The organism is Kitasatospora sp. DSM 101779 (genome assembly GCF_025655475.1).
Lineage (GTDB): Bacteria > Actinomycetota > Actinomycetes > Streptomycetales > Streptomycetaceae > Kitasatospora.
This window is the reverse complement of the sequence record NZ_JAHTIK010000001.1, coordinates 646,080-669,205: the sequence shown is the minus strand read 5'-3', so window position 1 is coordinate 669,205 and position 23,126 is coordinate 646,080. Positions and strand designations below refer to the sequence as shown.

General features: G+C 75.3%; 24 protein-coding genes. 15 read left to right on the top strand and 9 right to left on the bottom strand.

All coding sequences use genetic code 11. The features are described 5' to 3' along the window. The first annotated feature begins 43 nt into the window (after positions 1–43). The gene (locus KSNIM_RS03190) at positions 44–1,825 is read left to right on the top strand and encodes an ABC transporter transmembrane domain-containing protein (protein WP_263101674.1); all 1,782 of its coding nucleotides are present in this window, start codon (positions 44–46) and stop codon (positions 1,823–1,825) included. Continuing rightward, positions 1,822–3,549 (top strand): ABC transporter ATP-binding protein, encoded by a 1,728-nt coding sequence (locus KSNIM_RS03185; RefSeq protein ID WP_263101673.1) that lies wholly within the window; start codon positions 1,822–1,824, stop codon positions 3,547–3,549. Before KSNIM_RS03190 ends, KSNIM_RS03185 begins: the two co-directional genes overlap by 4 nt. A gap of 329 nt (positions 3,550–3,878) precedes the next feature. Here KSNIM_RS03185 and KSNIM_RS39350 read toward each other — a convergent pair whose 3' ends face one another. After that, complete coding sequence (locus KSNIM_RS39350) at positions 3,879–4,136, bottom strand: transglycosylase family protein (protein WP_411543839.1); 258 nt, start codon at positions 4,134–4,136, stop codon at positions 3,879–3,881. A 377-nt stretch (positions 4,137–4,513) separates the two neighbouring features. Between KSNIM_RS39350 and KSNIM_RS03175 the strand changes: the two genes are divergently transcribed. From KSNIM_RS03175 to KSNIM_RS03160, 4 genes are all read left to right on the top strand, one after another. Continuing rightward, on the top strand, positions 4,514–5,995 hold the full coding sequence (locus tag KSNIM_RS03175; protein WP_263101671.1) for an MFS transporter: 1,482 nt from the start codon (positions 4,514–4,516) through the stop codon (positions 5,993–5,995). Next, complete coding sequence (locus KSNIM_RS03170) at positions 5,992–6,546, top strand: TetR/AcrR family transcriptional regulator (protein ID WP_263101670.1); 555 nt, start codon at positions 5,992–5,994, stop codon at positions 6,544–6,546. Before KSNIM_RS03175 ends, KSNIM_RS03170 begins: the two co-directional genes overlap by 4 nt. 119 nt (positions 6,547–6,665) lie before the next feature. After that, entirely contained in the window at positions 6,666–7,052 is a 387-nt protein-coding gene (locus KSNIM_RS03165) for an STAS domain-containing protein (protein ID WP_263101669.1), read from the top strand. Positions 7,053–7,109: 57 nt separating this feature from the next. Next, entirely contained in the window at positions 7,110–7,958 is an 849-nt protein-coding gene (locus KSNIM_RS03160; protein ID WP_263101668.1) for a class II glutamine amidotransferase, read from the top strand. An 89-nt stretch (positions 7,959–8,047) separates the two neighbouring features. On the opposite strand, the gene KSNIM_RS03155 is transcribed toward KSNIM_RS03160, so the two are convergent. Further along, positions 8,048–10,069 carry an FAD-dependent oxidoreductase gene (locus KSNIM_RS03155; protein ID WP_263101667.1) on the bottom strand — a complete coding sequence of 674 codons (2,022 nt, stop codon included), beginning with the start codon at positions 10,067–10,069 and terminating at the stop codon, positions 8,048–8,050. 166 nt (positions 10,070–10,235) lie between these two features. Further along, complete coding sequence (locus KSNIM_RS03150; RefSeq protein WP_263101666.1) at positions 10,236–11,078, bottom strand: alpha/beta fold hydrolase; 843 nt, start codon at positions 11,076–11,078, stop codon at positions 10,236–10,238. A 229-nt stretch (positions 11,079–11,307) separates the two neighbouring features. On the opposite strand from KSNIM_RS03150, the gene KSNIM_RS03145 reads away from it, so the two are divergent. Next, complete coding sequence (locus KSNIM_RS03145; protein WP_263101665.1) at positions 11,308–11,640, top strand: LysE family translocator; 333 nt, start codon at positions 11,308–11,310, stop codon at positions 11,638–11,640. Next, positions 11,562–12,890: a methyltransferase domain-containing protein gene (locus tag KSNIM_RS03140; protein ID WP_263101664.1), complete on the top strand. Its 1,329-nt coding sequence runs from the start codon at positions 11,562–11,564 to the stop codon at positions 12,888–12,890. The genes KSNIM_RS03145 and KSNIM_RS03140 overlap by 79 nt, the downstream gene beginning before the upstream one ends. Before the next feature lie 425 nt (positions 12,891–13,315). On the opposite strand, the gene KSNIM_RS03135 is transcribed toward KSNIM_RS03140, so the two are convergent. Further along, a complete protein-coding gene (locus KSNIM_RS03135; protein ID WP_263101663.1) occupies positions 13,316–13,717 on the bottom strand; it encodes an ATP-binding protein in 402 nt (133 codons plus the stop codon). A 174-nt stretch (positions 13,718–13,891) separates the two neighbouring features. Between KSNIM_RS03135 and KSNIM_RS03130 the strand changes: the two genes are divergently transcribed. Further along, positions 13,892–14,311, top strand: a complete 420-nt coding sequence (locus tag KSNIM_RS03130; RefSeq protein WP_263101662.1) for a hypothetical protein — start codon at positions 13,892–13,894, stop codon at positions 14,309–14,311. Here KSNIM_RS03130 and KSNIM_RS03125 read toward each other — a convergent pair. Further along, positions 14,290–14,769 (bottom strand): hypothetical protein, encoded by a 480-nt coding sequence (locus KSNIM_RS03125; RefSeq protein WP_263101661.1) that lies wholly within the window; start codon positions 14,767–14,769, stop codon positions 14,290–14,292. The two genes, KSNIM_RS03130 and KSNIM_RS03125, sit on opposite strands and share 22 nt — an antisense overlap. 433 nt (positions 14,770–15,202) lie before the next feature. Between KSNIM_RS03125 and KSNIM_RS03120 the strand changes: the two genes are divergently transcribed. After that, positions 15,203–15,847: a GAP family protein gene (locus tag KSNIM_RS03120; RefSeq protein ID WP_263101660.1), complete on the top strand. Its 645-nt coding sequence runs from the start codon at positions 15,203–15,205 to the stop codon at positions 15,845–15,847. 93 nt (positions 15,848–15,940) lie between these two features. Further along, positions 15,941–16,801: a hypothetical protein gene (locus KSNIM_RS03115; protein WP_263101659.1), complete on the top strand. Its 861-nt coding sequence runs from the start codon at positions 15,941–15,943 to the stop codon at positions 16,799–16,801. Between the two features lie 8 nt (positions 16,802–16,809). Here KSNIM_RS03115 and KSNIM_RS03110 read toward each other — a convergent pair whose 3' ends face one another. After that, complete coding sequence (locus tag KSNIM_RS03110; protein ID WP_263101658.1) at positions 16,810–17,529, bottom strand: TetR/AcrR family transcriptional regulator; 720 nt, start codon at positions 17,527–17,529, stop codon at positions 16,810–16,812. A gap of 198 nt (positions 17,530–17,727) precedes the next feature. Between KSNIM_RS03110 and KSNIM_RS03105 the strand changes: the two genes are divergently transcribed. From KSNIM_RS03105 to KSNIM_RS03095, 3 genes are all read left to right on the top strand, one after another. After that, positions 17,728–18,663 (top strand): NAD-dependent epimerase/dehydratase family protein, encoded by a 936-nt coding sequence (locus KSNIM_RS03105; protein WP_263101657.1) that lies wholly within the window; start codon positions 17,728–17,730, stop codon positions 18,661–18,663. A 39-nt stretch (positions 18,664–18,702) separates the two neighbouring features. Next, positions 18,703–19,335: an ATP-binding protein gene (locus tag KSNIM_RS03100; protein ID WP_263101656.1), complete on the top strand. Its 633-nt coding sequence runs from the start codon at positions 18,703–18,705 to the stop codon at positions 19,333–19,335. Positions 19,336–19,424: 89 nt separating this feature from the next. After that, positions 19,425–20,384 (top strand): D-2-hydroxyacid dehydrogenase family protein, encoded by a 960-nt coding sequence (locus KSNIM_RS03095; protein ID WP_263101655.1) that lies wholly within the window; start codon positions 19,425–19,427, stop codon positions 20,382–20,384. A 31-nt stretch (positions 20,385–20,415) separates the two neighbouring features. Here the strand turns inward: KSNIM_RS03095 and KSNIM_RS03090 are convergent, their stop codons facing one another. Both KSNIM_RS03090 and KSNIM_RS03085 read right to left on the bottom strand, forming a co-directional pair. Continuing rightward, complete coding sequence (locus KSNIM_RS03090; protein ID WP_263101654.1) at positions 20,416–20,859, bottom strand: STAS domain-containing protein; 444 nt, start codon at positions 20,857–20,859, stop codon at positions 20,416–20,418. A 116-nt stretch (positions 20,860–20,975) separates the two neighbouring features. Continuing rightward, complete coding sequence (locus KSNIM_RS03085) at positions 20,976–21,302, bottom strand: hypothetical protein (protein WP_263101653.1); 327 nt, start codon at positions 21,300–21,302, stop codon at positions 20,976–20,978. Between the two features lie 64 nt (positions 21,303–21,366). Here KSNIM_RS03085 and KSNIM_RS03080 point away from each other — a divergent pair, with 64 nt between their 5' ends. Then, complete coding sequence (locus KSNIM_RS03080; protein WP_263101652.1) at positions 21,367–21,750, top strand: hypothetical protein; 384 nt, start codon at positions 21,367–21,369, stop codon at positions 21,748–21,750. A 15-nt stretch (positions 21,751–21,765) separates the two neighbouring features. Here the strand turns inward: KSNIM_RS03080 and KSNIM_RS03075 are convergent, their stop codons facing one another. Further along, entirely contained in the window at positions 21,766–22,851 is a 1,086-nt protein-coding gene (locus KSNIM_RS03075; RefSeq protein WP_263101651.1) for a Ku protein, read from the bottom strand. Between the last annotated feature and the right edge of the window lie 275 nt (positions 22,852–23,126).

Sequence of the window (23,126 nt, the reverse complement as noted above, 5' to 3'; positions counted from 1 at the left end):
CCCGCCGGGTTCTGCGCCGGGAGGCGGCACGTAGGGTACGACGGTGCACGATCCGAACGACGCTCCGGGGACGCCGGACATCCGCAGCGCCGCCCACTACCTGTGCTGGCTGACCGCCCGGCAGAAGTGGCGGGTGGCCGCAGGAGCGGTGCTGAGCATCGCGTGGATGCTCATGCTGACCCTGCAGCCGTACCTGCTCTCCCGCGCCGTCGACGACGGGCTCCGGGCCGGGCGCCCGCGCACGCTGGTCGGCTGGACGGCCGCCGTCCTGGTGGCCGGCCTGCTGAACGCCGGGATCAGCATGCTGCGCCACCGGACCATGACCAGGCTGCGGATGGACGCCACCTTCCGCACCGTCCGGGTGGTGGTCCGGCAGTCCGTCCGGCTCGGCGCGGCGCTGCCCCGGCTGGTCACCTCCGGCGAGGTGGTCACCATCGGCATCGGCGACGTCGGCCAGATCGCCCGGACCCTGACCTTCGTCGGCCCCGGCGTCGGCTCGTTGATCGCGATCGGCACCGTTGCCGTCCTGCTGCTGGCCGTCTCCCCGCTGCTCGCCGTCGTCGTGCTGCTCGGTGTCCCGCTGATGGCGGTGCTGGTCGGGCCGCTGCTCGGCCGGCTGCGCGGCGCGGAGACCCGCTACCGCGAACGGCAGGGCCGGCTGGCCGCCCGGTTCGAGGACATGGTGGGCGGACTGCGGGTGCTGAACGGCCTGGGCGGCAAGGAGACCTACGCCGAGCGCTACCGGCGCGACTCGCAGGAGCTGCGTGCCGACGGCTACCGGGTCGGTGCCGTCACCAGCTGGCTGCAGTCCTTCGGCGTCGGCCTGCCCACGCTCTTCCTCGCCGCGGTGACCTGGCCGGCCGCCCGCCTCGCCGCCACCGGCGACATCACGGTGGGTCAGCTGGTCGCGGTCTACGGGTACGTGGCGGTGCTGGTCTTCCCCGTCCAGTTCCTGGTCGAGAGCGGACAGGACATCAGCCGTGGCCTCGTCGCCTCCGCCCGGGTGGTCCGCTTCCTGGCGCTGGATCCCGGCACCCGCCCGGGCGGCGCCGACGCACCCGGCACACCCACCGTGCTGCGCGACCCGGACTCCGGTGTCGAACTGCTCCCCGGCCGGCTGACCGTCCTGGCCTGCGCCCGGCCGCAGGACGCCGCCGCCGTGGTCGACCGGCTCGGCCGGTTCGCCGCGAGCGCCGCCGAGTGGGGCACCGAACGGCTCGACTCCCTCGCCCTGTCCGCCGTCCGGGACCGGATCCTGGTCGCGGACAACGAGGCCGCCCTCTTCGCCGGCCCGCTGCGCGAGGTCCTCTCCGGCCGTCACCGGCCCGACGACCGGGCACTGCTCGCCGCCCTGGAGGCCGCCGCCGCCCTCGACGTCCTGCGCGGACTGCCGGACGGCCTGGACTCCCCGATCGAGGCCGACGGCCGCAACCTGTCCGGCGGCCAGCGGCAGCGTCTGCGCCTCGCCCGGGCGCTGGCCGCCGACCCCGAGGTGCTGCTCGCCGTCGAACCGACCTCCGCCGTCGACGCGCACACCGAGGCCGCGATGGCCACCGGCCTGCGCCTCGCCCGCGCCGGACGGACCACCCTGGTCACCGGCGTCTCGCCGCTCCTGCTGGACCGCGCCGACACGGTGCAGTACCTGGTCGACGGACGGGTCGCCGCCACCGGCCGCCATCACGACCTGCTCCGCGACCACCCCGGGTACCGCGCCCTGGTCTCCCGCGCCGAGGCCGAGGACACCGCCCTGCCGGCTCCGCGCCGCGCCGACGCCGAGGACACCGCCGTACCGGCCCCCCACAGCGCCGAGGAGACCGTCCGATGAGTGCCCTCCTCCCCGTCGCCGGCCCCGCCGCGGTCCGCCGGGCCGCCCTGGCGCTGATCCGCCGGGACGTCCGCGGATTCACCGCCCTGCTCGCCCTCAACGCGCTGGCCGCCCTCGCCGGGCTGGCCGGCCCGTGGCTGCTCGGCCGGATCATCGACGAGGTCTCGGCCGGTGCCGGCACCCGCACCGTCGACCTGCTGGCGCTCGCCATCGTGACCGGCGCGCTCGCCCAGCTGCTGCTGTCCCGGCAGGCCCGCTACGTCGCCCACCGGTTCGGGGAACGCACGTCGGCGCGGGTCCGCGAGCAGTTCGCCGACCGCGCCCTCGCCCTGCCCCCGGCGGCCGTCGAGCGGGCGGGGAGCGGCGACCTGACCACGCGCGGCACCACCGACGTCGCCGCCGTCGGCACCGCGCTGCGGGACGCCGCCCCGGACGTGTTCGTCTCCCTGGTGCAGATCGTGTTCGTCGTCGGCGCGATCGTCGCCGTCCAGCCGCTGCTCGGCGCCTGCGCGACGGTCGGGATGGTCGGGATCTGGTCCGGCGCCCGCTGGTACCTGCGCCGGGCCCGCTCCGGCTATCTCGACGAGGGCGCCGCCAACTCCGCGCTGGCCGAAGTCCTTGCCGCCACCGCCTCGGGCGCCCGGACGGTCGAGGCGCTCGGTCTGCAGGAGCGCCGGATCGCGGTCGGCGAGGCCGCCGTCGAGGAGTGCCGCCGCACCCGCGAGCGGACCCTGTTCCTGCGCAACGTCTTCTTCCCGGTCGTCAGCGCCTCCTACACCGTCCCGGTGGTGGTGGTCCTGCTGACCGGCGGCCTGCTGCACGCGCACGGCCTGGTCAGCCTCGGTTCGGCGGTCGCCGCCGCGCTCTTCGTCCGCCAGCTCGAGCCGCCGCTCGACACCATCGTGGTCTGGATCGACCAGTTGCAGAGCAGTGGCGCCGCCTTCGCCCGGGTCGAAGGGCTGGCCGACGCCCCGCAGACCCCGCCGGCCCGCTCGGCCGCGCCGGTCGACGACCGGATCGAGGTGACCGACGTCCGCTACGCCTACGACGGACGGGACGACGTGCTGCACGGGGTCGGCCTGACGATCCGCCCGGGCGAGCGGCTGGCCGTGGTCGGCCCGTCCGGCTCGGGCAAGACCACGCTCGGCCGGCTGCTGGCCGGCATGGACGAGCCCCGCTCCGGCACGGTGGCCGTGGGCGGCGTCCCGATCGCCGGCCTCGACCCGGACCGGCTGCGGCGCCAGGTCGTCCTGGTCACCCAGGAGCACCACGTCTTCCTCGGCACCCTGCGCGACAACCTGCAGATCGCCGCGCCGGACGCCGGTGACACCGAACTGCTCGCCGCCCTGGCCGCCGTCGGCTGGTCGCACGAGCTGCCGAACGGCCTGGACACCGAACTGGGCGCCGGCGGTCACCGGCTGGACGGCGCCCGGGCACAGCAACTCGCCCTGGCCCGGGTGGTCCTGGCCGACCCGCACACGGTGATCCTGGACGAGGCCACCGCGCTGCTCGACCCGACGGCCGCCCGCCACACCGAACGCGCCCTGGCCGCCGTCCTGAAGGGCCGCACCGTCGTCGCGATCGCCCACCGCCTGCACACGGCCCACGACGCCGACCGGGTCGCCGTGATGGAGGACGGCCGCCTCACCGAGGTGGGTCCGCACGACGACCTGGTGGCCAACGACGGGCCCTACGCCGCGCTCTGGCAGTCGTGGAACCGATAGGGGTGGCCGAGGAGCGGCTGACCGGCGTTGCCGTCAGTCGCCGGACGAGGCCCGGTCGGAGAGACGGAGGATCTGGCCGGGGACGATGAGATCGGGGTCGTCGCCGAGGAGGTCGAGGCTCAGCTCGTGCAGTGCCGGCCAGCCGCCCGCGACCCCGCGGGTCTCGGCGATGCCGGCCAGGTCCTCGCCTCCTGGACGGTCCCCTGCAGCTCCGGCCCGGCGTCGACGGCCTCCGGTTCGACGGCCTCCGGTTCGACGGCCGGTACAGGGGCGGCGGCCTCCCGGGCCGCGGCCGTCGCAGGCGCCGCCCCGCGGGAGCCGCAGGCCGGTCACGGCTCCAGCCCGCGCCGGGCCGTCAGCCGCTCGGCGACCGCGATCCGCTGCTCGCGGCCGGCGAGATCGGCACGCGGCGCGAACGCCGTCCCGCCGTTGGCCCGCCACGCCGCCCGGGTCGGACTGCAGGCCGCCGAAGTAGCCGTTGCCGCCGGCGAGGTGCCGGCGGCCGCCGCTCTCGCAGGCCGTGATCCGGTCCCGGCCGATGCCCCGCTGCGGGCGCGGCGCCGGCGGGGCCGATCCCCTCGGTGCAGGCCCGGACGCCACCCGTGCCGAGCACGGCCAGCAGCAGGTGCAGTGCGCGGCGGCGCAGTGACTCGGCGAAAGGCTCAGGACGCTCCGGCGCTCGCGGACAGGACGGCGGCACCGGCGGGCACCGCCCTCCCACCGAGACACGGCCCGGACCCGGATCCGCGGACGACACGGCGGCGGACTCCCCCGCCCGTCCCCGCCGCGACCCCCGCTCGGCGCACACCCCCACCCGTCCGGCCGCCCGCGCCCGGCCCGGACCGCAGACCCGCCGACCCCCGGGCCCCCACCCGCACCCCGCCCGCAGGCCGGGGTGCACAGGCGTTTACCCTCGGAGGTGAACACGCGTACACCCCAGCCCACCTTCCGATCACGGAGCACGATGACCGACACCGAGCCCCCCGGCGCCCAGCCCGCGGCACCCCCGTACCTCGTCGGCATCCTCGCCTTCTGCGGCGTGGTGGTGGCCGTCATGCAGACGCTGGTGGTGCCGCTGCTGCCGCACGTACCGCAGCTGACCGGCAGCACCCCAACCGCCGCCAGCTGGCTGGTCACCGTCACCCTGCTCACCGGGGCGGTCTGCACACCGCTCCTCGGCCGGATCGGCGACATGTACGGCAAGCGCCGCGTCCTGCTCGCCTCGCTGGGCGTGCTCGTGCTCGGCTCGGCGCTGTGCGCGGTGAGCTCCCACATCGGCGTGCTCATCGCGGGCCGCGCCCTGCAGGGGGCCGCGCTGGCCGTGGTGCCGCTGGGCATCAGCATCATGCGCGACGAACTGCCGCCCGCCCGGGTGCTCCCGTCCGTGGCGCTGATGAGTTCCACCCTCGGCATCGGCGCCGCCGTCGGCCTGCCGGCCGCCGCGCTGGTCGTCGAACACGCCGACTGGCACACCATGTTCTGGGTGTCGGCCGGCCTGGGCCTGCTGGACATGGCGCTGGTGCTGTGGAAGGTCCCCGAGTCCCCCGTGCGCACCGCCGGACGCTTCGACGTGCCAGGTGCGCTCGGCCTCTCCGCCGTCCTGGTGGCCCTGCTGCTGGCCGTCACCCAGGGCGCCCAGTGGGGCTGGACCTCCGGCCGGACCCTCGGCCTGGTCGCCGCGGCCGTCGTGCTGGCCCCGCTCTGGCTGCGCCACGAACTGCGCCACTCGAGCCCGATGGTGGACGTACGGGTCTCGGCCCGTCCCGCGGTACTGCTCGCCAACGTCGCCGCCCTGCTGATCGGCTTCGCGTTCTACGCGAACTCGCTGGTCACCGCGCAGATGGTGCAGGAGCCCAAGAGCACCGGGTACGGGCTGGGGGCGTCCATCGTGGTCAGCGGCCTGTGCCTGCTGCCCGGCGGCCTCTCCATGGTGGCGCTCTCGCCGGTCTCGGCGCGGATGTCGGCCGCGTTCGGGCCCAAGGTGACCCTGGCGGTCGCGGCGGGCGTGATGGCGGTCGGCTACGTCGTCCGGTTCTTCACCAGCCACCAGCTGTGGATGATCATTGCCGGCGCGACGGTCGTCTCCGCCGGCACCGCCATCGCGTACAGCGCACTGCCCGCCCTGGTGATCCGGGCGGTGCCGGCCTCCGAGACGGGAGCGGCGAACGGCCTCAACACCCTGATGCGCTCGCTCGGCCAGGCCGTCTGCAGCGCCGTGGTCGCCGCCGTCCTCGCCGACCTGACCTTCCAGGTCGGCGGACGCACCGCCCCGACGCTCCACGCCTACCTGGTCGTCTTCCTGGTCGCCGCCGCGGCCGCCGTGCTCGCCCTGCTGGTGACCCTCGCCCTGCCCGGGCGGCAGCGCCCGGCGGCCACCGGCGCGGCCGGCGGTCCGGCCTCCACCGAGGGCCGGGCCTCCGCGGCGGTCGGGGAGGGCCGGGCATGACCGACCCCGCCGCCACCGGCAGCCGACAGGCGGTCCTGCGCGCCGCCCGCAGGGCGTTCGCCCTGCAGCCGTACGCACAGGTCACCCTGCGCGGTATCGCCGCCGAGGCCGAGGTCAGCGCCTCGCTGATCGTCAAACTGTTCGGCAGCAAGGAGGAGCTCTTCGCGCAGACCGCGGACTTCTCCGCGGACCTCGACGAACTGCTCGACGCCCCGCTCAACCGGCTGGGCCGGCACATGGTCCTCACCCTGGTGCGCGTCCGCCGGGAGCGACGCACCGACCCACTGCTGCGGGTGGTCTTCTCGCTCGGCATGGCGGACGAGCGGACGGTCATCAGGGACCGGTTCCGGGCGCAGGCGACCCGCCGCCTCGCAGGACGGCTGCCCGGTGCCGACGCGGAGTTGCGCGCCGAACTGGTCCTCGGACAACTGCTCGGCCTGGGTGCCACGCTGAGCATCCACCGGGACGGCGGCGCCGGCGAGCAGGCCGACCCGGAGCGGCTCGCCGACCTCTGCGCCCCGGGCATGCAACGGCTGATCGACGGCCCCTGAGACCGACTGCTCCCCATGACGGCCTTGGAGTCGACTCCCGCCAGGACGGGAAGCCGGGGCCGACCCGGTTCGCCGTGCGGCCTACGGTGGAAGGACGGGGGTGAAGGGAGCGTCCCGAGATGACCCGGACACCGTCCCACCTCACGGTCGTGGTGCTGGCCCAGGCCGGCGGCCCGCTGCTGCGCGTCGCGGGGACGATCGACCGGGAGACCGCGCCGCGGCTCGCCGACGCGCTGCGGCAGCCCTGGGCGTCGCGGAGCTCGCCGCCCGCCGTCCGGGTCGACCTCGCGGCGGTCGCGTTCTGCGACTCCAGCGGACTCAACGTGCTGCTGGACGCGGACCGGCAGGCCCGCGACCGGGGCAGCACCCTGCAACTGGAGAACGTGCCGGACCAGGTGCGGCGGCTGCTGGCGGTGACCGGCACCGACGAGGTCCTGACCGTGCGGTCCGGGCCGCCGCCCGGCGGGCCCGCCCGCCCGGCCCCGCCTACCGTGGAAGGCGGGTGACGCGGCCGCGGCCGGCCCGCCCGGCCGCCCGGTGCGCCCGCGAAGGACGGTGAGGACATGTGCAGGTGGCTGGCCTACTCGGGGTCTCCGATCGCGTTGGCGGAACTGCTCTACAAGCCGCAGCACTCCCTGATCGACCAGAGCCGCCACGCCCGGATGGGCGTGGAGACCACCAACGGCGACGGCTGCGGCGTCGGCTGGTACCCGGACCTCGACGGCGGCGCCGGACCGGCCGAGCCTGCGATCTTCCACGCCACCGGCCCGGCCTGGAGCGACCGCAACCTGCTCGAACTCTCCCGCTGCGTCCGCTCGCCGCTCTTCCTCGCGCACATCCGGGCCTCCACCGGCACGGCCGTCCAGCAGAGCAACTGCCATCCCTTCCGGTACGGCCGCTGGCTGTGGATGCACAACGGCGCGATCCACGGCTTCCCCGAGCTCAAGCGCGACCTGGCGCTCTCGGTGGACCCGTCCCTCTACCCGTTCATCGAGGGGTCCACCGACTCGGAGCTGATGTTCTACGTGGCGCTGACCTTCGGCCTGCAGGACGACACCCCGCGCGCCGTCGAACGCATGATCGGCACGATCGAGGCGGTCGGGCAGCGCCACGGCGTCCTCGACCCGCTGCAGATGACGGTGGCGGTCTCCGACGGCCGCCGGCTGTGGGCCTTCCGCTACTCCACCGAACGTCACTCCCGCTCGCTGTTCTTCAGCACGGACGTCCGCACCCTGCGCATCCTCCACCCGGAGATCGAGGCGCTGAGCGAGGTCGCGGACGGGACACGGATCGTGGTCTCCGAGCCGCTCGGCGACCTGGAGGGCGCCTGGCACGAGGTGCCCGAGTCCTCCTACGGCGTGGTCGAGGACGGGCACGGCGAACTGCACCAGTTCAGCCCGCTCGCCCCCTGACCCCGCCCCCTGACCCCGCCTCCTGACCCCGCCCACCGGCCCCGGCGTCGGACCGCCGTCGTCGGACCGCTGTCGTCTGACCGCCGTTGTCAGAGCGCCGCGGCGAGCCTGGTGCCCTGGTCGATGGCGCGCTTGGCGTCGAGCTCCGCGGCCACGTCGGCGCCACCGATCAGGTGGGCCTCGATGCCGAGCGCCCGCAGCTCCTCGTGCAGGTCGCGGCGCGGCTCCTGGCCGGTGCAGAGCACCACGGTGTCGACCGGCAGCAGCTGCGGCTCGCCGTCGACCTCGAAGTGCAGGCCCCGGTCGTCGATCAGCTTGTAGGTGGCGCCGGCGACGGTGGTGACGCCGCGGTGCTTGAGCTCGGTGCGGTGGATCCAGCCGGTGGTCTTGCCGAGGCCCGCGCCGACCTTGCCGGTCTTGCGCTGCAGCAGGTGGACGCGGCGCGGGGAGGCGCTGCGCACCGGCTCGGCGAGGCCGCCCGCGGTGGTGTGCTCGGTGTCCACGCCCCACTGGGCGAAGAAGACGTCGGCGTTGTGGGCGGCCTGCTCGCCCGGGTCGGTGAGGAACTCGGCGACGTCGAAGCCGATGCCGCCGGCGCCGAGGATCGCGACCCGCTCGCCGACCGGCGCCCCGTCGCGGAGCACGTCCAGGTAGCCGACGACGCTCGGGTGGTCGACGCCCTCGATGTCCGGGACGCGCGGGGTGACGCCGGTGGCGAGGACGATCTCGTCGTAGCCCTCGGCGGCCAGCGCGTCGGCGGTCGCGGTGGTGCCCAGGCGCAGCTCGACGCCGCGGGCGTCCAGCTGGTGGCGGTAGTAGCGGACGGTCTCGTCGAACTCCTGCTTGCCGGGCACCTTGCGGGCGACGTTCAGCTGGCCGCCGATGGTGTCGGCCGCGTCGTAGAGGGTGACGGCGTGGCCGCGTTCGGCCGCGGAGACGGCGAAGGCGAGGCCGGCCGGTCCGGCGCCGACCACGCCGATCCGCTTGCGGAGCTTGGTGGGGGAGAGGACGAGCTCGGTCTCGTGGCAGGCCCGCGGGTTGACCAGGCAGGAGGTGATCTTGAGGCTGAAGGTGTGGTCCAGGCAGGCCTGGTTGCAGCCGATGCAGGTGTTGACGGCCTCGGGGGTGCCGGCGGCGGCCTTGGCGACGAAGTCGGGGTCGGCGAGCAGCGGCCGGGCCATCGAGACCAGGTCGGCGTGGCCGTCGGCGAGGATCCGCTCGGCCAGCTCGGGGGTGTTGATCCGGTTGCTGGTGACCAGCGGGATGCCGACCGAGCCCATCACCTTGCGGGTCACCCAGGTGAAGGCGCCGCGGGGCACCGAGGTGGCGATGGTGGGGATGCGGGCCTCGTGCCAGCCGATGCCGGTGTTGATGATGGTGGCGCCGGCGGCCTCGACGGCCTTGGCGAGCTGCACCACCTCGGCGAGGGTCGAGCCGCCGGGGACGAGGTCGAGCATGGAGAGCCGGTAGACCAGGATGAAGTCCTCGCCGACCCGCTCGCGGACGCGGCGGACGATCTCGACCGGGAAGCGCATCCGGTTCTCGTAGGAGCCGCCCCAGCGGTCGGTGCGATGGTTGGTGGGTGCGGCGATGAACTCGTTGATCAGGTAGCCCTCGGAGCCCATGATCTCGACACCGTCGTAGCCGGCCGCGCGGGCGAGCTCGGCGCAGCGGGCGAAGTCCTCGATGGTCCGCTCAATCTGCTCGTCGGTGAGCTCGTTGGGGGTGAACGGGCTGATCGGCGCCTTGAGCGGGCTCGGGGCGACCAGGTCCTGGTGGTAGGCGTACCGGCCGAAGTGCAGGATCTGCATGGCGATCCGGCCGCCGGCGGCGTGCACCGCGTCGGTGACCACCCGGTGCCGCGCGGCCTCCTCCTCGGTGGCCAGCATGGCGCCGCCCTCCCACGGGCGGCCGGCCTCGTTGGGGGCGATGCCGCCGGTGACGATCAGGCCGACGCCGCCGCGGGCGCGCTCCGCGTAGAAGGCGGCCATCCGCTCGAAGCCGTCGGGCGCCTCCTCCAGCCCGACGTGCATCGAGCCCATGACCACCCGGTTGGGCAGCGTGGTGAAGCCCAGGTCGAGCGGGCTCAGCAGGTGGGGGTACGCGGTCATCCGGGGCTCCTCGCACGGTCGGGTGGCAGGGCCTGTCCGGCGATCACCGCCGCGCGCCGATGCGGCGCCGGTCGCCGGACGGGCCCAGGCCCTTTGTAGACCGCCGGGGCCCGATTGTGCAACTAGGTGCATAGGTCGCCCCGGCCGGGGGCGCCGTCCCCGGGCCTCAGCCGGTGACGCAGAGGATCCAGGCGACGAGCTCGGCCGCGACCTCGACCCGGTTGGTCTCGTGCAGGATCTCGTGCCGGGCGCCGCGGTAGGTGCGGTAGGTGACGTCGGTGAGGCCCGCCCGGCGGTAGCGCTCCACCACCACGTCGGAGAGCGCGAGCTCGGCGTTCATCGGGTCGCGGTCGCCCACCGCCACGTAGACCGGCAGGTCCGGGCGGACGGTCTCCGGCCGGGCCAGCCGGTGCGCGGCCGCGGCGAGGTCCTCCCAGCCGCGGGCGTCCAGGGCGAAGCCGCAGAGCGGGTCGGCCAGGTAGGCGTCGACCTGGGCCTCGTCCCGGCTGCGCCAGTCGTGGTCGGTGCGGGCGGGTTCGAAGGGGGCGTTGAACGCGGCCCCGGCGTCGCCGCCGGCCGCGGCGAGGTCGGTGAGCAGCCGGTCGAGGGCGGTGGTGCCGGAGAGTGCGACGCCGGCCAGTCGCTCCGAGTGGTCGAGGATGTACTGCTGGGAGGCGAGGGAGCCGAGGCTGTGGCCGACCAGCACCAGCGGCAGACCGGGGTGGCGGTGGCGGGTGAGGTCGGAGAGCGCCACCATGTCCTGGACGAGCCGGTTCCAGCCGTCCTCGCCGAGGTGGCCCGGGGCTGCGGCGATGCTGCGGCCGTGGCCGCGGTGGTCGGCGGCGTAGACGGCGTACCCCTGGGCGGTGAGGGACGCGGCGAGGTGGGAGTAGCGGCAGGCGTGCTCGCCCGTCCCGTGGGCGAGCTGGACGACGCCGCGCGGCGGGCCCACGGGCTGCCACTCGTGGACGTGGATCTCGAGCCCGTCGCTGCTGGTGAAGGTGAACATCCGGCGGCTCCTCCGCAGGTGGTGCGCGGGCCGCGGGCAGGGGAGGCGGCCCGGGGGCCGCCGGGGCCCGGGCGTGCGGTCGTCTTCGCGCGCCGGGCGCGGGGGCAGCCCGTTCGTGAAGACGCTACGTCATTCGACAATGTCGAACAATGGTCGCGGGATATCGGATCGGCATCGGGCCGGAGGGGTGGTCGAACAGGTGAACGGCGGCCCGGGACAGGCTCGGCCGGTGATCAGCGCGAGTGCCATCGGCGGAATCGCCGCAGTCTCGTTCGGCATGGTGATGACCCCCGGGCCGATCATGACCTACGGCGTGTCGCGGTCCGTCAGCCAGGGCCGCCGTGCCGGACTGATCTCGCCGGGCGGCGTCGTCCTCGGCTTCCTGGTCCACCTCACCACCGCCGTGGCCGGGACATCCGCCCTCTTCCCCCTCGTCCCGACCGCCTACCCGGCCCGCAGGCTCGCCGGCGCCGGCTACCTGCTGTGGCTCGCCTGGCCGCCTTCCGCTCCGCGGCCCACTCGCCCTTCCGGGCCGCCGGGATGCCCCACGAGCGGCCGCTGAAGCTGTTCGGCGCGGGCGCCCTCACCTGCCTGCTCAACCCGAAGCTCGCGGTCCTCCACATCACCCTGCTGCCGCAGTTCGTCCAGCCCGAGAAGGGCCGGGTCGCCCTGCAGAGCGCCGTGCTCGGCCTCACCCAGACCACGGTCGGCACCCTCGGCAACGCCGCCTTCGTGCTCACCGCCGGTGCCCTGGCCGGCTTCCGCGCCCGCCGCCCGCTGCCGCAGCGGCTGCACGACTGGGCCACCGGCACCCTGCTCGCCGGCTTCGCCCTGCGCATCGCGACCGAGCGCAGCCGCGCCGCCGTGGCCTGGCCCCGGCCCGCGGCAGGCCCCGGCGACCCCGACCCGGCTGCTCACCGCCCCGTCGGCGTGCCACACTCGCAGGAACGGCAGTCCGGCCGCGACCGGGCCCGCCGACCCACGGTCGCCCACCACGGGAGGGCAGACGGCATGGTCTTCGACGGCTCGATCCCCGGCACCTACCAGCAGTACATGGTGCCGATCTTCTTCCGGCCGTACGCCCGGGACCTCGCCGCCCGCCTGTCGGCCCGCCGGCCCGCCCGGGTGCTGGAGACGGCCGCCGGCACCGGCGCCGTCACCCGGGAGCTCGCCGCGGTGCTGCCCGGGTCCACCGAGATCGTCGCGACGGACCTGAGCGCGCCCATGATCGAGTTCGCTGCCGCCGTCCCCTTCTCCCGCACCGGCCGCCCGGTGGACTTCCGGCCGGCCGACGCCCTCGACCTGCCGTTCCCCGACGGCTCCTTCGACGCCGTGGTCTGCCAGTTCGGCGCCATGTTCTTCCCCGACCGGCCGCGGGCCTTCGCGGAGGCGCGGCGGGTCCTGCGCCCGGGCGGCGTGCTGCTGTTCAACGTGTGGGACCACATCGCGGCCAACGAGTTCGCCGCCACCGCCGCATCGGCGGTCGCGGCGCTCCGGCCCGAGGACCCGCCCGACTTCCTGAGTCGGGTCCCCTACGGGTACCACGACCACGTGACGATCTCCCGGGACGTCGCGGCCGGCGGCTTCGAGGCGCCCCGCATCGAGACCGTCGACGCCCGCAGCCGGGCCGGGGCCGCGTCGGACGTCGCGATGGCCTTCTGCCACGGCACCCCGATGCGCGACGAGATCGAGTCCCGGCCCGACCTCTCGCTCGCCGAGGCGACCGACGTGGTCACCAACGCGGTCGAGGAGCGGTTCGGCGGCCCCGTCGAGGGCGCGATGCGCGCCCACGTCGTGACCGCCGTCCGCTGAACCGGCGACCCCGCCCGGTCAGGCCCGTTCTCTCGCCTGCCTTCGTCGTTCGCGCCGCCGGACGCCCCCTCCCCGACGACCGGCCCGCCCCGTACGGCAGTTGACCCGTGCCCGGCCGGATGTGCTCGCGCACCACTCGCTGCGGACGCCGTACACATCGTGCTGCGAAGGCGCGTGCCAGTCGCACGTCCCGATGGACCCGCGGTGGACACCGGCGTCGGAGGCGTTGACGGTGGCCTGCTCGCGCAGCGGGCCGTCCGACTCGTCGCGGCCGAAGGCTTCGGACGGCGGATCAGGTCGCCGACAGCCCGGCCGCGTCGGCGCACGTCGCCTGTCGCCCGTCGCCCGGAGCCGGCAGGCCGCGGCGGTGTCGGTCGGCGTCGTCCTGTCCTCGCGTGCGCCCGGCCCGAGGCCGTGCTCGGGCCTCAGATCTGCTCGTCGGGCGGCAGGAGGCGGAACCAGAGCTGTTTGCCCTCGGCGTCCTTCTCGTACCCCCAGCTCTCGCTGAGCGCGGTGATCAGGTGCAGCCCGCGGCCGCCCTCGGCCTCCTCGTCGGCCGCGGCGGCCGGCTCGTACCGGGGCACCGTGCCGGAGTGGTCCCGGACGTGGCAGAGCAGTTCACCGGAGCGGCTGTCGTGGCAGATGAGGATCCGGACGGCGGGCCCGGCGGTGTGCTCGACGGCGTTGGCGACCGCTTCGGAGATCAGCAGTCGGGCGTCGTCGGCGACGGTGCAGCCCGCCACCAGCGCGGTCATGGTGTGCCGGGCCCTGGTGACGGCCTGGGGGATTCGGGGCAGGGTGAGGTCCGCCACGATCGGGGTCTGCATGGCCTTGTCCTCCAAGGACGGGTCCGTCCCGCGAGGTTCGGCCGTTGCGCCGAGCTCGTGGGCCCGCCCCATGTGTCTACGAGCGTAGACCCCGTGGTGGGCCGGAGGATGCGGCGTTTGGGCCCGTTGTCGCGGGACGAAGGTCCGGGCCGGTGGACCCGGTAGAGTGCCGCAATGACCGACCCCGCCCGCTTCCCGGACCGGCCGGTGCGCTCCGTGCGGTACCGCAAGCACGGCTTCACCGGCTGCGGCCCGTTCGTCGACGTCACCCTGGACTTCGCGCCGGCCGAGGAGGGCGTGGTCTTCGAGGTGGCGCCGGGCGTGCTGGCCGACTGGGAGTGGCCGGAGGACCTGCCGGTCTTCTTCGCCGCCTGCGAGCGCGGCGTCCGCGAGGAACTCTCCGAGGCGGCACCCGGCACCCGGGCCGCCGTCCGCGTGGTGCTGACCGGGGCCCGCGCCCACGCCGTTGACTCCGGCGAGTACGCCTTCCTGCTCGGCGGCCGGTACGCGACCCGCGAAGCCCTCGCGCGGGCCGCCGCCGGGGAGCCGGAGCCCTCCGGGGCCGGCGGCGGTCAGTCCTCGTCGCCGAGGTAGACCGCCAGGCCCTCCTGTTGCATCCGCCGGTCGACGAAGGAGCGCGAGGCCGCCACCACGGCACCGCCGACGGCGCCCAGCAGCGCCGCGGACGTCCCCTCGTCGCTGCCCACGCTGCCGAGGCTCGTGTAGGCGCCGAGCACCGCGCCCACCAGGACCGGGCCGCGCTCGTCCTGGTCCGCGTGTTCGACGATGTCCACGAAGGCCACCGCGAGGCGGCTCGCACCGGACCGGTCCCTGATCCGCACCGCGCACTCGGTGATGTCGGCGCCGTCGAAGGCCAGCCGGCCGAGCTCGCGCACGTCCTCGACCTCGTCCCGGCCGAGGCCGACCGTGGTGAGCCGCAGCAGGTGGTAGCGCAGCCGCCCCAGCGCGGCGTCCTCGAAGACGAAGTCCCGGGCGATGCGAAACGCCCCGCCGGGCTCGGGGGAGAGATCCTGGGCACGGCTCGTGGGCACGGTGGGTCCCTTCCTGGAGGCGCCGGCGCTCGCCGGACCGGGTCTCGGCATCCGCCCGGTCATTCGTGCCCATTGCAACCGCCGTCCGACCGTCTGTCCTCCTGATCTGCCCCGACCGGGCGAGCGGCCGCCTGCCGCCGTCCGGGTGGTCGGAGGGAGCGCCGGGGCCCGCCTGCTCTCCGTGGCGTACCGCGCGGTCGGGCCGCGGATGTTCCGGCACGATGCGCGCCGGGTGCTGCGGCCCCCGAGAACGGGGTGTAGGAGGTGCCCGTCCGCCGGTGGCTTTCCGGGGGCGTCGGCGTGGCCCGCTTGACCGGTGCCGCGGCGGACCGGAGAGTCGGGGTGCGGCGCCGCCCGGGCGCCGCCCGCCCGTGCCCGACCGGCCCGTCCGCCCGGCGACGGCAGGCGGCGACCTCCGGGAGCGGCTGAGGCGATGGTGCTCGACCTGGTCGTGATCGGCACGGCCATCACCCTCGGGCCCCTGCACAACAGCGCCTTCATCCTGCTGCTCTCCTCGCAGCGCGGCGCCCGCAAGGGCCTGGCCTTCCTGCTGTCCTGGCTGGCCAACCTGGTCGCCGTGGTGGTCTGCGTGCTGCTGCTGACCGGCGGGACCCCGCCCGCCCACCACAGCACCGCGTCGACCGCGGCCGACGCCGCCGAGCTGGCCATCGGCGTCGGCCTGGCGGGCTACGGCGGGTACCGCCACCGGCGTCCGCCGCGGCCGCACGGCCCGCCGCGCTGGACGGCCCGGGTCGACCAGGCCTCGCTCGGCACCGCCGCCGGCCTCGCCTGGCTGCTGCAGCCCTGGGCCCTGGTCGGGGCCGGAGCGGCCGTCGTCGTCGATGCCGACCTCTCCTCCCTCGCCGACTGGATCGCCCTGGCCGTCTACTGCCTGCTGGCCACGCTCAGTCTGGCCGTGATGGAGGTCTACGCCCTCCGCGCGCCGGCCGCCGCGGACGCCCGACTGAACGCCCTGCGGACCTGGCTGGCACAGCACCAGGAGCGGCTGATCGTCACGCTTTCGCTGGTGGCGGGCCTGTACCTGACGGCCCGGGGCATCCACCAGCTCGTCGCCTGACGGTCCGTCGACCGTTTCGGCCAATCGGCCCCGGAGGTCCGGCGCCCCCCGCTATCGTCGGCCGGAATGCAACGGCGGCACCGGGGGGTGGCGATGTCAGGGCACTACGGCGGTCCCGGGGTCGGGCGGACGGGCGGGGGCGGCTGCGGGTGCGCGGTCCTGCTGCTGCTCCCCGGCTGGTTCGTCGCCGGGTACCTGCTCGCGCTGCCGGCGGTGCTGCCCTGGGTGATGGCCGCCTCGACCACGCCGCAGCCCCCGCTGCAGGCCCCGCAGCGTGCCGTGCTCTGGGCGATCTCCGGCTTCACCGCCCTGCTGCTGGGCTGGATGGCTGGCGGCCGGGGCAGACCCCGGCCGGTCGCACTGCTCGTCCGCGCGGTGCTGATCGGCGCCGCGGCGGGGTCCGCCGCCCTCGCCTCGCCGGCGGCCGTCCGCGCCGCCCTGGCGGGCCAGTCCTTCGCCGACCCGGCGACCCGGGCGGCGGGCGAGCACATGCTCGCGGCCACCCTCGGCACGGTGGCCTCCGCCGTCGCCGCCGCGGTCTGCTTCTACGTCGTCCGCTGGTGGGGGCGCCGCCACGGGGGGACGGTCGCGCCGCCGCGACCGGTGCGGATCCCCGTCCGCCAACGCACCACCACCCGCCGGCCCGCCCCCGGCGAGGTCTGGCTGGCCGAGATCCCGCTGCACGAGGACCGCCGCCAGGTGCTGCGCCACTACTGCGTCGTCCTGCAGAGCCACGCCTCGCACGCCACCGTTCTGCAGATCACCAGCCAGTCGAAGGACCACCGCGACGACTTCATCAAGATGCCCAACGACGGCTGGGACTTCGTCTCCGGCAAGGACCACTGGCTGGAGCTGCGGCGTCGCGACGTCCCGTACCGGCAGTTCCTCAAGAGCACCCCGCAGGGGCTCTGCCCGCCGGTGACCTGGCAGGAGATCGTCCGCGCCGGCGCCTGAGACCGGCCTCAGCCGTCCGCCGGCACGATGCCCAGCAGGGCGCCGATCCGGTGGATCTCGTGGTCGAAGTACGCCCGCGGGTCGGCGACGATCGCCGAGCGGTGGCCGAACACCTCGAAGGAGACCGCGCCGCACAGGTACGTCCAGGCCGACACGCCCGCGATCACCAGGTCGGCGGACACCTCGCCGGGCAGCCGGTCGAGCAGCGGCTGCAGGGCCCGCCGCGCCTCCGCCGGCGCCGCGGGCGCCGGCCCGGGACGGTAGCAGCCCGCCGCCGCGGCCTCGGCGAACAGGGCGCCGATCAGGAACGGCAGCCGGGTGCCGGGAGCGGTCGTGTCGGCCGGGGCGGTGTAGCCGGGGACGGGGGAGCCGTAGATCAGCGCGTACTCGTGCGGGTGCGCCACGGCCCAGTCCCGTACGGCGTGGCACAGGGCGGTCCAGCGTGCGGCCGGATCGCGGTCCGCCGCCGCGCTGACGGCGGCGTCGGCGGCGTCGCCCAGCGCGTCGTAGCTGTCGGTGATGAGTGCGGTGAGCAGCGCGTCGCGTCCGGGGAAGTACCGGTACAGCGCGGACGCCGAGACCAGGCCGATGTCCCGGGCCACCCCGCGCAGCGAGAGGCCGTCCGGGCCGTGCTCGGCGAGCTGGCGGCGGGCCGCCTCCTTGATGTCCCGGGTGAACTCGATGCGGGCGCGTTCACGGGCGGTGAGCGGCTTCGGGGCGGCGGGCATGGCCACCATCCTGGCAGCCGCCGAGAACGGCGGCAACGATCGAGCACGGCCCCCGCCGACGAGAACGGCGTATGCAGGAGAGAACGCCGTTCTTGACAGCGGCGGGCGTGTCCGCCAGGCTCGGAGCCGACCGAGAACGCTGTTCTCGCACCGCACCGCACCGCCACCGTTCGCCCGACTCGCCCAGGGGGACCCACCGTGAGCAAGCACCTGATCGTCGGCGCCGGCCCCGTCGGCACCGCCACCGCCCGACTGCTCGCCGACCGCGGCGAGGAGGTCACCGTGGTGACCCGCTCCGGCCGCACCGCCGCCCCGCTGACCGGCGTGCGCCACCTGCGCCTCGACGCCTCCGACGCCGATGCGCTCGCTACAGCCGCCGCCGGCGCGGCCGTCCTCTACAACTGCGCCAACCCGGCCTACCACCGGTGGGCGACCGACTGGCCGCCGCTCGCCGCCGCGCTGCTCCGGGCCGCCGAGAGCTCCGGAGCCGTCCTCGCCACGGTCGGCAACCTGTACGGCTACGGCGCCGTCGACGGGCCGATGACCGAGGACACCCCGCTCGCGCCCAACAGCGTCAAGGGCCGGGTCCGGGCCAAGATGTGGCAGGACGCCGAGACCCTGCACAGGGCCGGGCGCATCCGCGCCACCGAGATCCGCGGCTCCGACTACCTCGGCCCCGGTGCCGAGAGCGTGCTCGGCGAGCGCGTCGTGCCCCGGGTGCTCGCCGGCCGCGGCGTCCAGGTCCTGGGTGACCCCGACACCGCGCACAGCTGGACGTACACCCTCGACGCCGCCCGACTGCTGGTGGCCGTCGGCAGCGACGAACGCGCCTGGGGCCGGCCCTGGCACGTCCCGAGCAATCCGCCGCGCAGCCAGCGCGAGGCCGTCGCGGACCTGGCCCGCGCCGGCGGGCTGCCGCCGGTGCCGGTGCGCCGCATCCCCGGCGCGGTGCTCGCCCTGCTCGGCCTGGTGAACCCCACCGTCCGGGCGGTCCGGGAGACCGCCTACCAGCTGGAGCGGCCGTTCGTCATGGACTCCACCGCGGCCGAGCGGACCTTCGACCTGGCCCCCACGCCCTGGCAGGAGGTGCTGGCCGCGATCGTCGAGGCCCACCGCGACCCGCGGCCCGCGTGAGCGGCATGCCGGTCCGGGCGGCGGCGTAGGGTCGGGGCCGTGCTCCTGTGGATCAACGGCCCCTTCGGCGGCGGCAAGACGCAGACCGCGTACGAGATCCGGCGCCGGCTGCCCGGCGGTGTCGTCTGCGACCCGGAACACCTCGGCTTCGGCCTGCACCGGATGCTGCCGCCCGCCCTGCGCGGCGACTTCCAGGACCTGCCGGCCTGGCGCCGGGGCGTCTTCGAGGTCCTCGACCTGACCCTCACCCGGCACTCCGGGACGGTCCTCGTGCCGATGACCGTCGTCGACCCGCAGTACTTCCGGGAGACCATCGGCCGACTGCGCGGACGCGGCCACGAAGTACGGCACTTCGCCCTCCTCGCGGAGCGGGCCACCGTGCTCCGCAGGCTGCGCGGCCGCGGTGTCGGCCACGCCCTGCGGTTCGCCGCCGGCAGGGATGCGCCGCTGCGCCGCGAGAGCTTCGCGGTGTCCCGGCTCGACCTTTGCCTGGAGCGCCTGCAGGGCGAGGAGTTCGCCGAGCACCTGTGGACCGACCGGCTGACCGTCGCTCAGGTCGCGGAGCGGATCGCCGGATCCGCCGGGCTCGCACTCGCGCCCGACACCGACGGTCCGCTGCGCGGCGCCCTCCGGCGGACCTGGACCAGTGTCCGGCACATCCGCCTCGACTGACGCCGCGGCCGGATAGCCTGCACATGATCACCAGTCACCGCCGACGAGCGGGCCCGCCACGGCCTCGCGGACTCCGAGAGGATTGCAGGATGCAGCTGCGCTGTGCCGTGCTCGACGACTTCCAGGGCGTCGCGACGACGGTCGCGGACTGGTCCCGGCTGGAGGACCGGGTCGAGGTCGTGAGCTTCCGCGAGCACTTCGCCGACGAGGACGGACTCGCCGCCGCCATCGCGGACTTCGACATCGTGGTGACCCTGCGCGAGCGGGTGCCCTTCCCGGCCTCCCTGCTGCGCCGGCTGCCGAGGCTGCGGCTGCTGGTCGCCTCCGGCATGCGGAACTCCGTCATCGACCGGGCGGCCGCCGCCGAGCTCGGCGTCACCGTCTGCGGTACCCAGAGCCTCTCCACCCCGCCGGTGGAGCTCACCTGGGCGCTGATCCTCGGCCTCGCACGCGGTCTGGTCGCCGAGTCCACCGCACTGCGGCAGGGTGGCCCGTGGCAGAGCACCGTCGGCGCCGACCTGCACGGCCGCAGGCTCGGCCTGCTCGGGCTGGGCAAGATCGGCAGCCGGGTGGCCCGGGTCGGTCTCGCCTTCGGCATGGACGTCGTCGCCTGGAGCCGGAACCTCACGCAGGAGCGGGCCGCCGAGGTCGGCGTCGCCCGGGCCCCGTCCAAGGAGGAGTTGCTCGCGAGCAGCGACGTGGTCTCCGTCCACCTCGCGCTCGGCGAGCGGACCCGCGGGCTGCTGGGTGCACCGGAACTCGCCCTGATGAAGTCCACCGCCTACCTGGTGAACACCTCCCGGGCCGCGATCGTCGACCAGGAGGCCCTGCTCGCAGCCCTGCGCGAGGGCCGGATCGCCGGCGCGGGCGTCGACGTCTTCGACATCGAGCCGCTCCCGGCCGACCACCCGATGCGCACCGCACCCCGGCTGCTCGCCACCCCGCACCTCGGCTACGTCTCGCGCGGCAACTACGAGACGTACTACACCCAGGCGGTCGAGGACATCGAGGCGTACCTGGCCGGCGCACCGGTCCGCGAGCTCGGCTGACCGCCGCCGATCGCCGGGCGCCGGTTCGCGCTCACGGGCGGGGGTGCTCCGCGGGCTGCTCCGGGCCGTCGTTCAGGGCCTCCGCCGCCTCCTCGGGTGCGGCCGCCATGGCCTCCTCCACCGAGTCGTAGACGGAGAGCGCCGCCCGGCGCCCGGTCTCGTCCAGCACGCGGCTGACCGCGGGGCTGGCCGCCGACAGGCGGAGCCGGACCCCGGCGGCGCGGGCGTCCTCGCCGAACTGCAGCAGGTAGTCCATGGCGGCGGAGTCGCACACCAGGACGCGGGCGAGGTCGAGCACCAGCAGCCGTCGCCCCGTCCGGAGGGCCAGGTCGAGGCCCTGCCCGGCCTGGAGCAGGCTGGCCGCGGTGAGTGTGCCGGTCACCCGGCACAGGGCTCCGTCGTCGCCGACGGCGTCGCAGACCATCTCCAGGGCGGACGGGTCCCTGAGCGGCCCGCCGTGCGGATCGTCGGTCATCGCGGGGCACCTCCCTGCGGCTGGCTGCCGGACGGATGTGGGCGCCGGGGCTCCTACCCGCTCCCGTCCGTTTCGGACAGTGAGCACGGAAACCTACGCGATCGTCCCGGTGCCCGTCACCTCCCGGCCGGCCGGCGCCGCATCGGCGGCCGGTCCAGCACCTCGACGTAGACGATCCGGTCGTCGACCACGTCGAGGACGAGCAGGCCCGCGTCGGCGAGCAGCGGCACCGTGCGGTGGCCCGGGCCGGACGCCCGGCCCGGCGGTTGCTCCGCGGTGCGGATGCTCTGGCAGGACCCCTCGCCGCAGTCGCACTCGTCCACCAGCCGGAGCGCCTGCACGGCGGCGGCCAGCCGGAGTTCGCCCTCCTCCAGCAGGAGGGCGGTCAGTTCGCCGGCGAGGTCCGGGAGGACGTCGCGGACCAGCGGGCGGGTCCGATCCATGGCGGGAGAGTAGTGGGCCGGGCGGCTCGTTGCCAGATGGGAACATGTGTTCGAGAATGGAGGGGTGACCGCCGATGTCCCGTTCTCGCGCGCGGCCCGGCCGCCGACCGTGCCGGGGGACGTGGTGTTCGCCCCGCAGGCCATGATGAGCGGGCCCGGGCCGTGCCGGGACGTCGCACCGCGCTGGCGCTGGGTGCAGATCCGGCTCGGCGGCGGCTGGCGGGCCGCCGAACTCACCACCTGGCGGCGGCACCACGGCAGCACCGCCTGGGTCGCGCTCGTCCGGTGGGGTTGCGGCGCGGCCGACTGGGGCTGGGTGCTCTACGACCCGGCCGCGCTGCAGCCGGCACCGGAGCCCGCCGCACCCTGGCCCGGCCGCGCGCCCGAGCGGCCCGGCCGGCCGGGCGGGCGTTCGGACGGTGCGACCGGGCGGACCGGCCGGCCGTGACCGGCCCGCACCGGGTCAGGACACCGCGCGCAGCCCTCGGCCGGCCTTCTCCACCGCCGCCTGCAGCTCGTCGCGGTTCATCGCCGAGCGGTGCGGGATGCCGAGCTCCGTCGCCCGCTTGTACAGCTCGGTCTTGGTCAGCTTCGACAGGTCCTCCGCCGCCTTCGACGAGCCGACCCGCTTCTTCTCCGGCGTCGCCGCCGCACCGCCCCGGCCCGCGGCCGCCGAGGTGCTCTTCCTGCCGCCCGCGGCCTTCGGCGTCCGCCGTGCCTTCGCCGGCCGGGCGGATTCGTCCGCCCCGCGCGCGGCGGACCCGCCGCGGGCGTCGTCGAGGCTGCGCCGCAGGACGTCCATCAGGTCGACCACATTGGTGGCCTCGGCCGGCGGGCCCTCCGAGAGCACCGTCTCCCGCCCGGCCTGCTTGTCCTCGATCAGCCGGCGGACCTGCTCCTCGAAGGTGTCCCGGTACTCCTCCGGGTCCCAGTCCACGGCCAGCGTGTCGATCAGCTGCTCCGCCGTCCGCAGCTCGGCCCCGCTGAACCTCTCCTCGCCGCCGGGCAGGTCGTCGATCTCCCGGTGCGGGTCCCGGACCTCGTCGGCGAAGTGCATGGTGTGGAGCTCCAGCAGGCCGTTCTCTGCCCGGACTGCGGTCAGGTACTCCTTGCCGCGCATCGAGAACATCGCCAGCCCGGCCCGGTTCGACCGCTCCAGCGCCTTGGTCAGCAGGGCGTAGATCTTGCCGTACTCCCTGCCCTTCGGGCCCAGGTAGTACGTCTTGTCGAAGTAGATCGGCTCGATCCGGGCGAGGTCGACGAAGCCGGAGACGTCGATCGTCCGCGAGCGGCCGGGCGAGATCTGCTCCAGCTCCTCCGGATCCACGACCACGTACTCGCCGTCGCCGACCTCGTAGCCCTTCACGATGTCGCCGAAGGCGACCTCCTCGCCGGTGCGCTCGTTGACCCGGCGGTTGCGCACCCGGTCCGAGGTGCCGCGCTCCAGCTGGTGGAAGCGGACGGTGTGGCTCTCCGTCGCCGTGTACAGCGCCACCGGCACGGTCACAAGGCCGAACGTCAGCACGCCGGTCCACACGGGCCTGGCCATCACCGCTCCTCTCGGCGGGCGCCGCGCACCGCTCCCCGGCGGGCCCGCCGGCCGCGTCCCGCGGCGGCCCCGGACGGTCGCGCGCCCGCGGCGCAGGTGTTCACACCGGCTTCCAGCGTACGGACCGGCGGCCCCGGCGGCTCGGCGGCCCCCGCCCCGACCAGCGGCTTCCGGTGCCGGTGAGGGGATCCGGCCCGGTGGTCCGGTACGGGTCAGTCGCCGGGCAGCTCCGCCAGCCGGTCGCGGGCCCGCCCGGCCCGGGTGCGGGCCTCGGC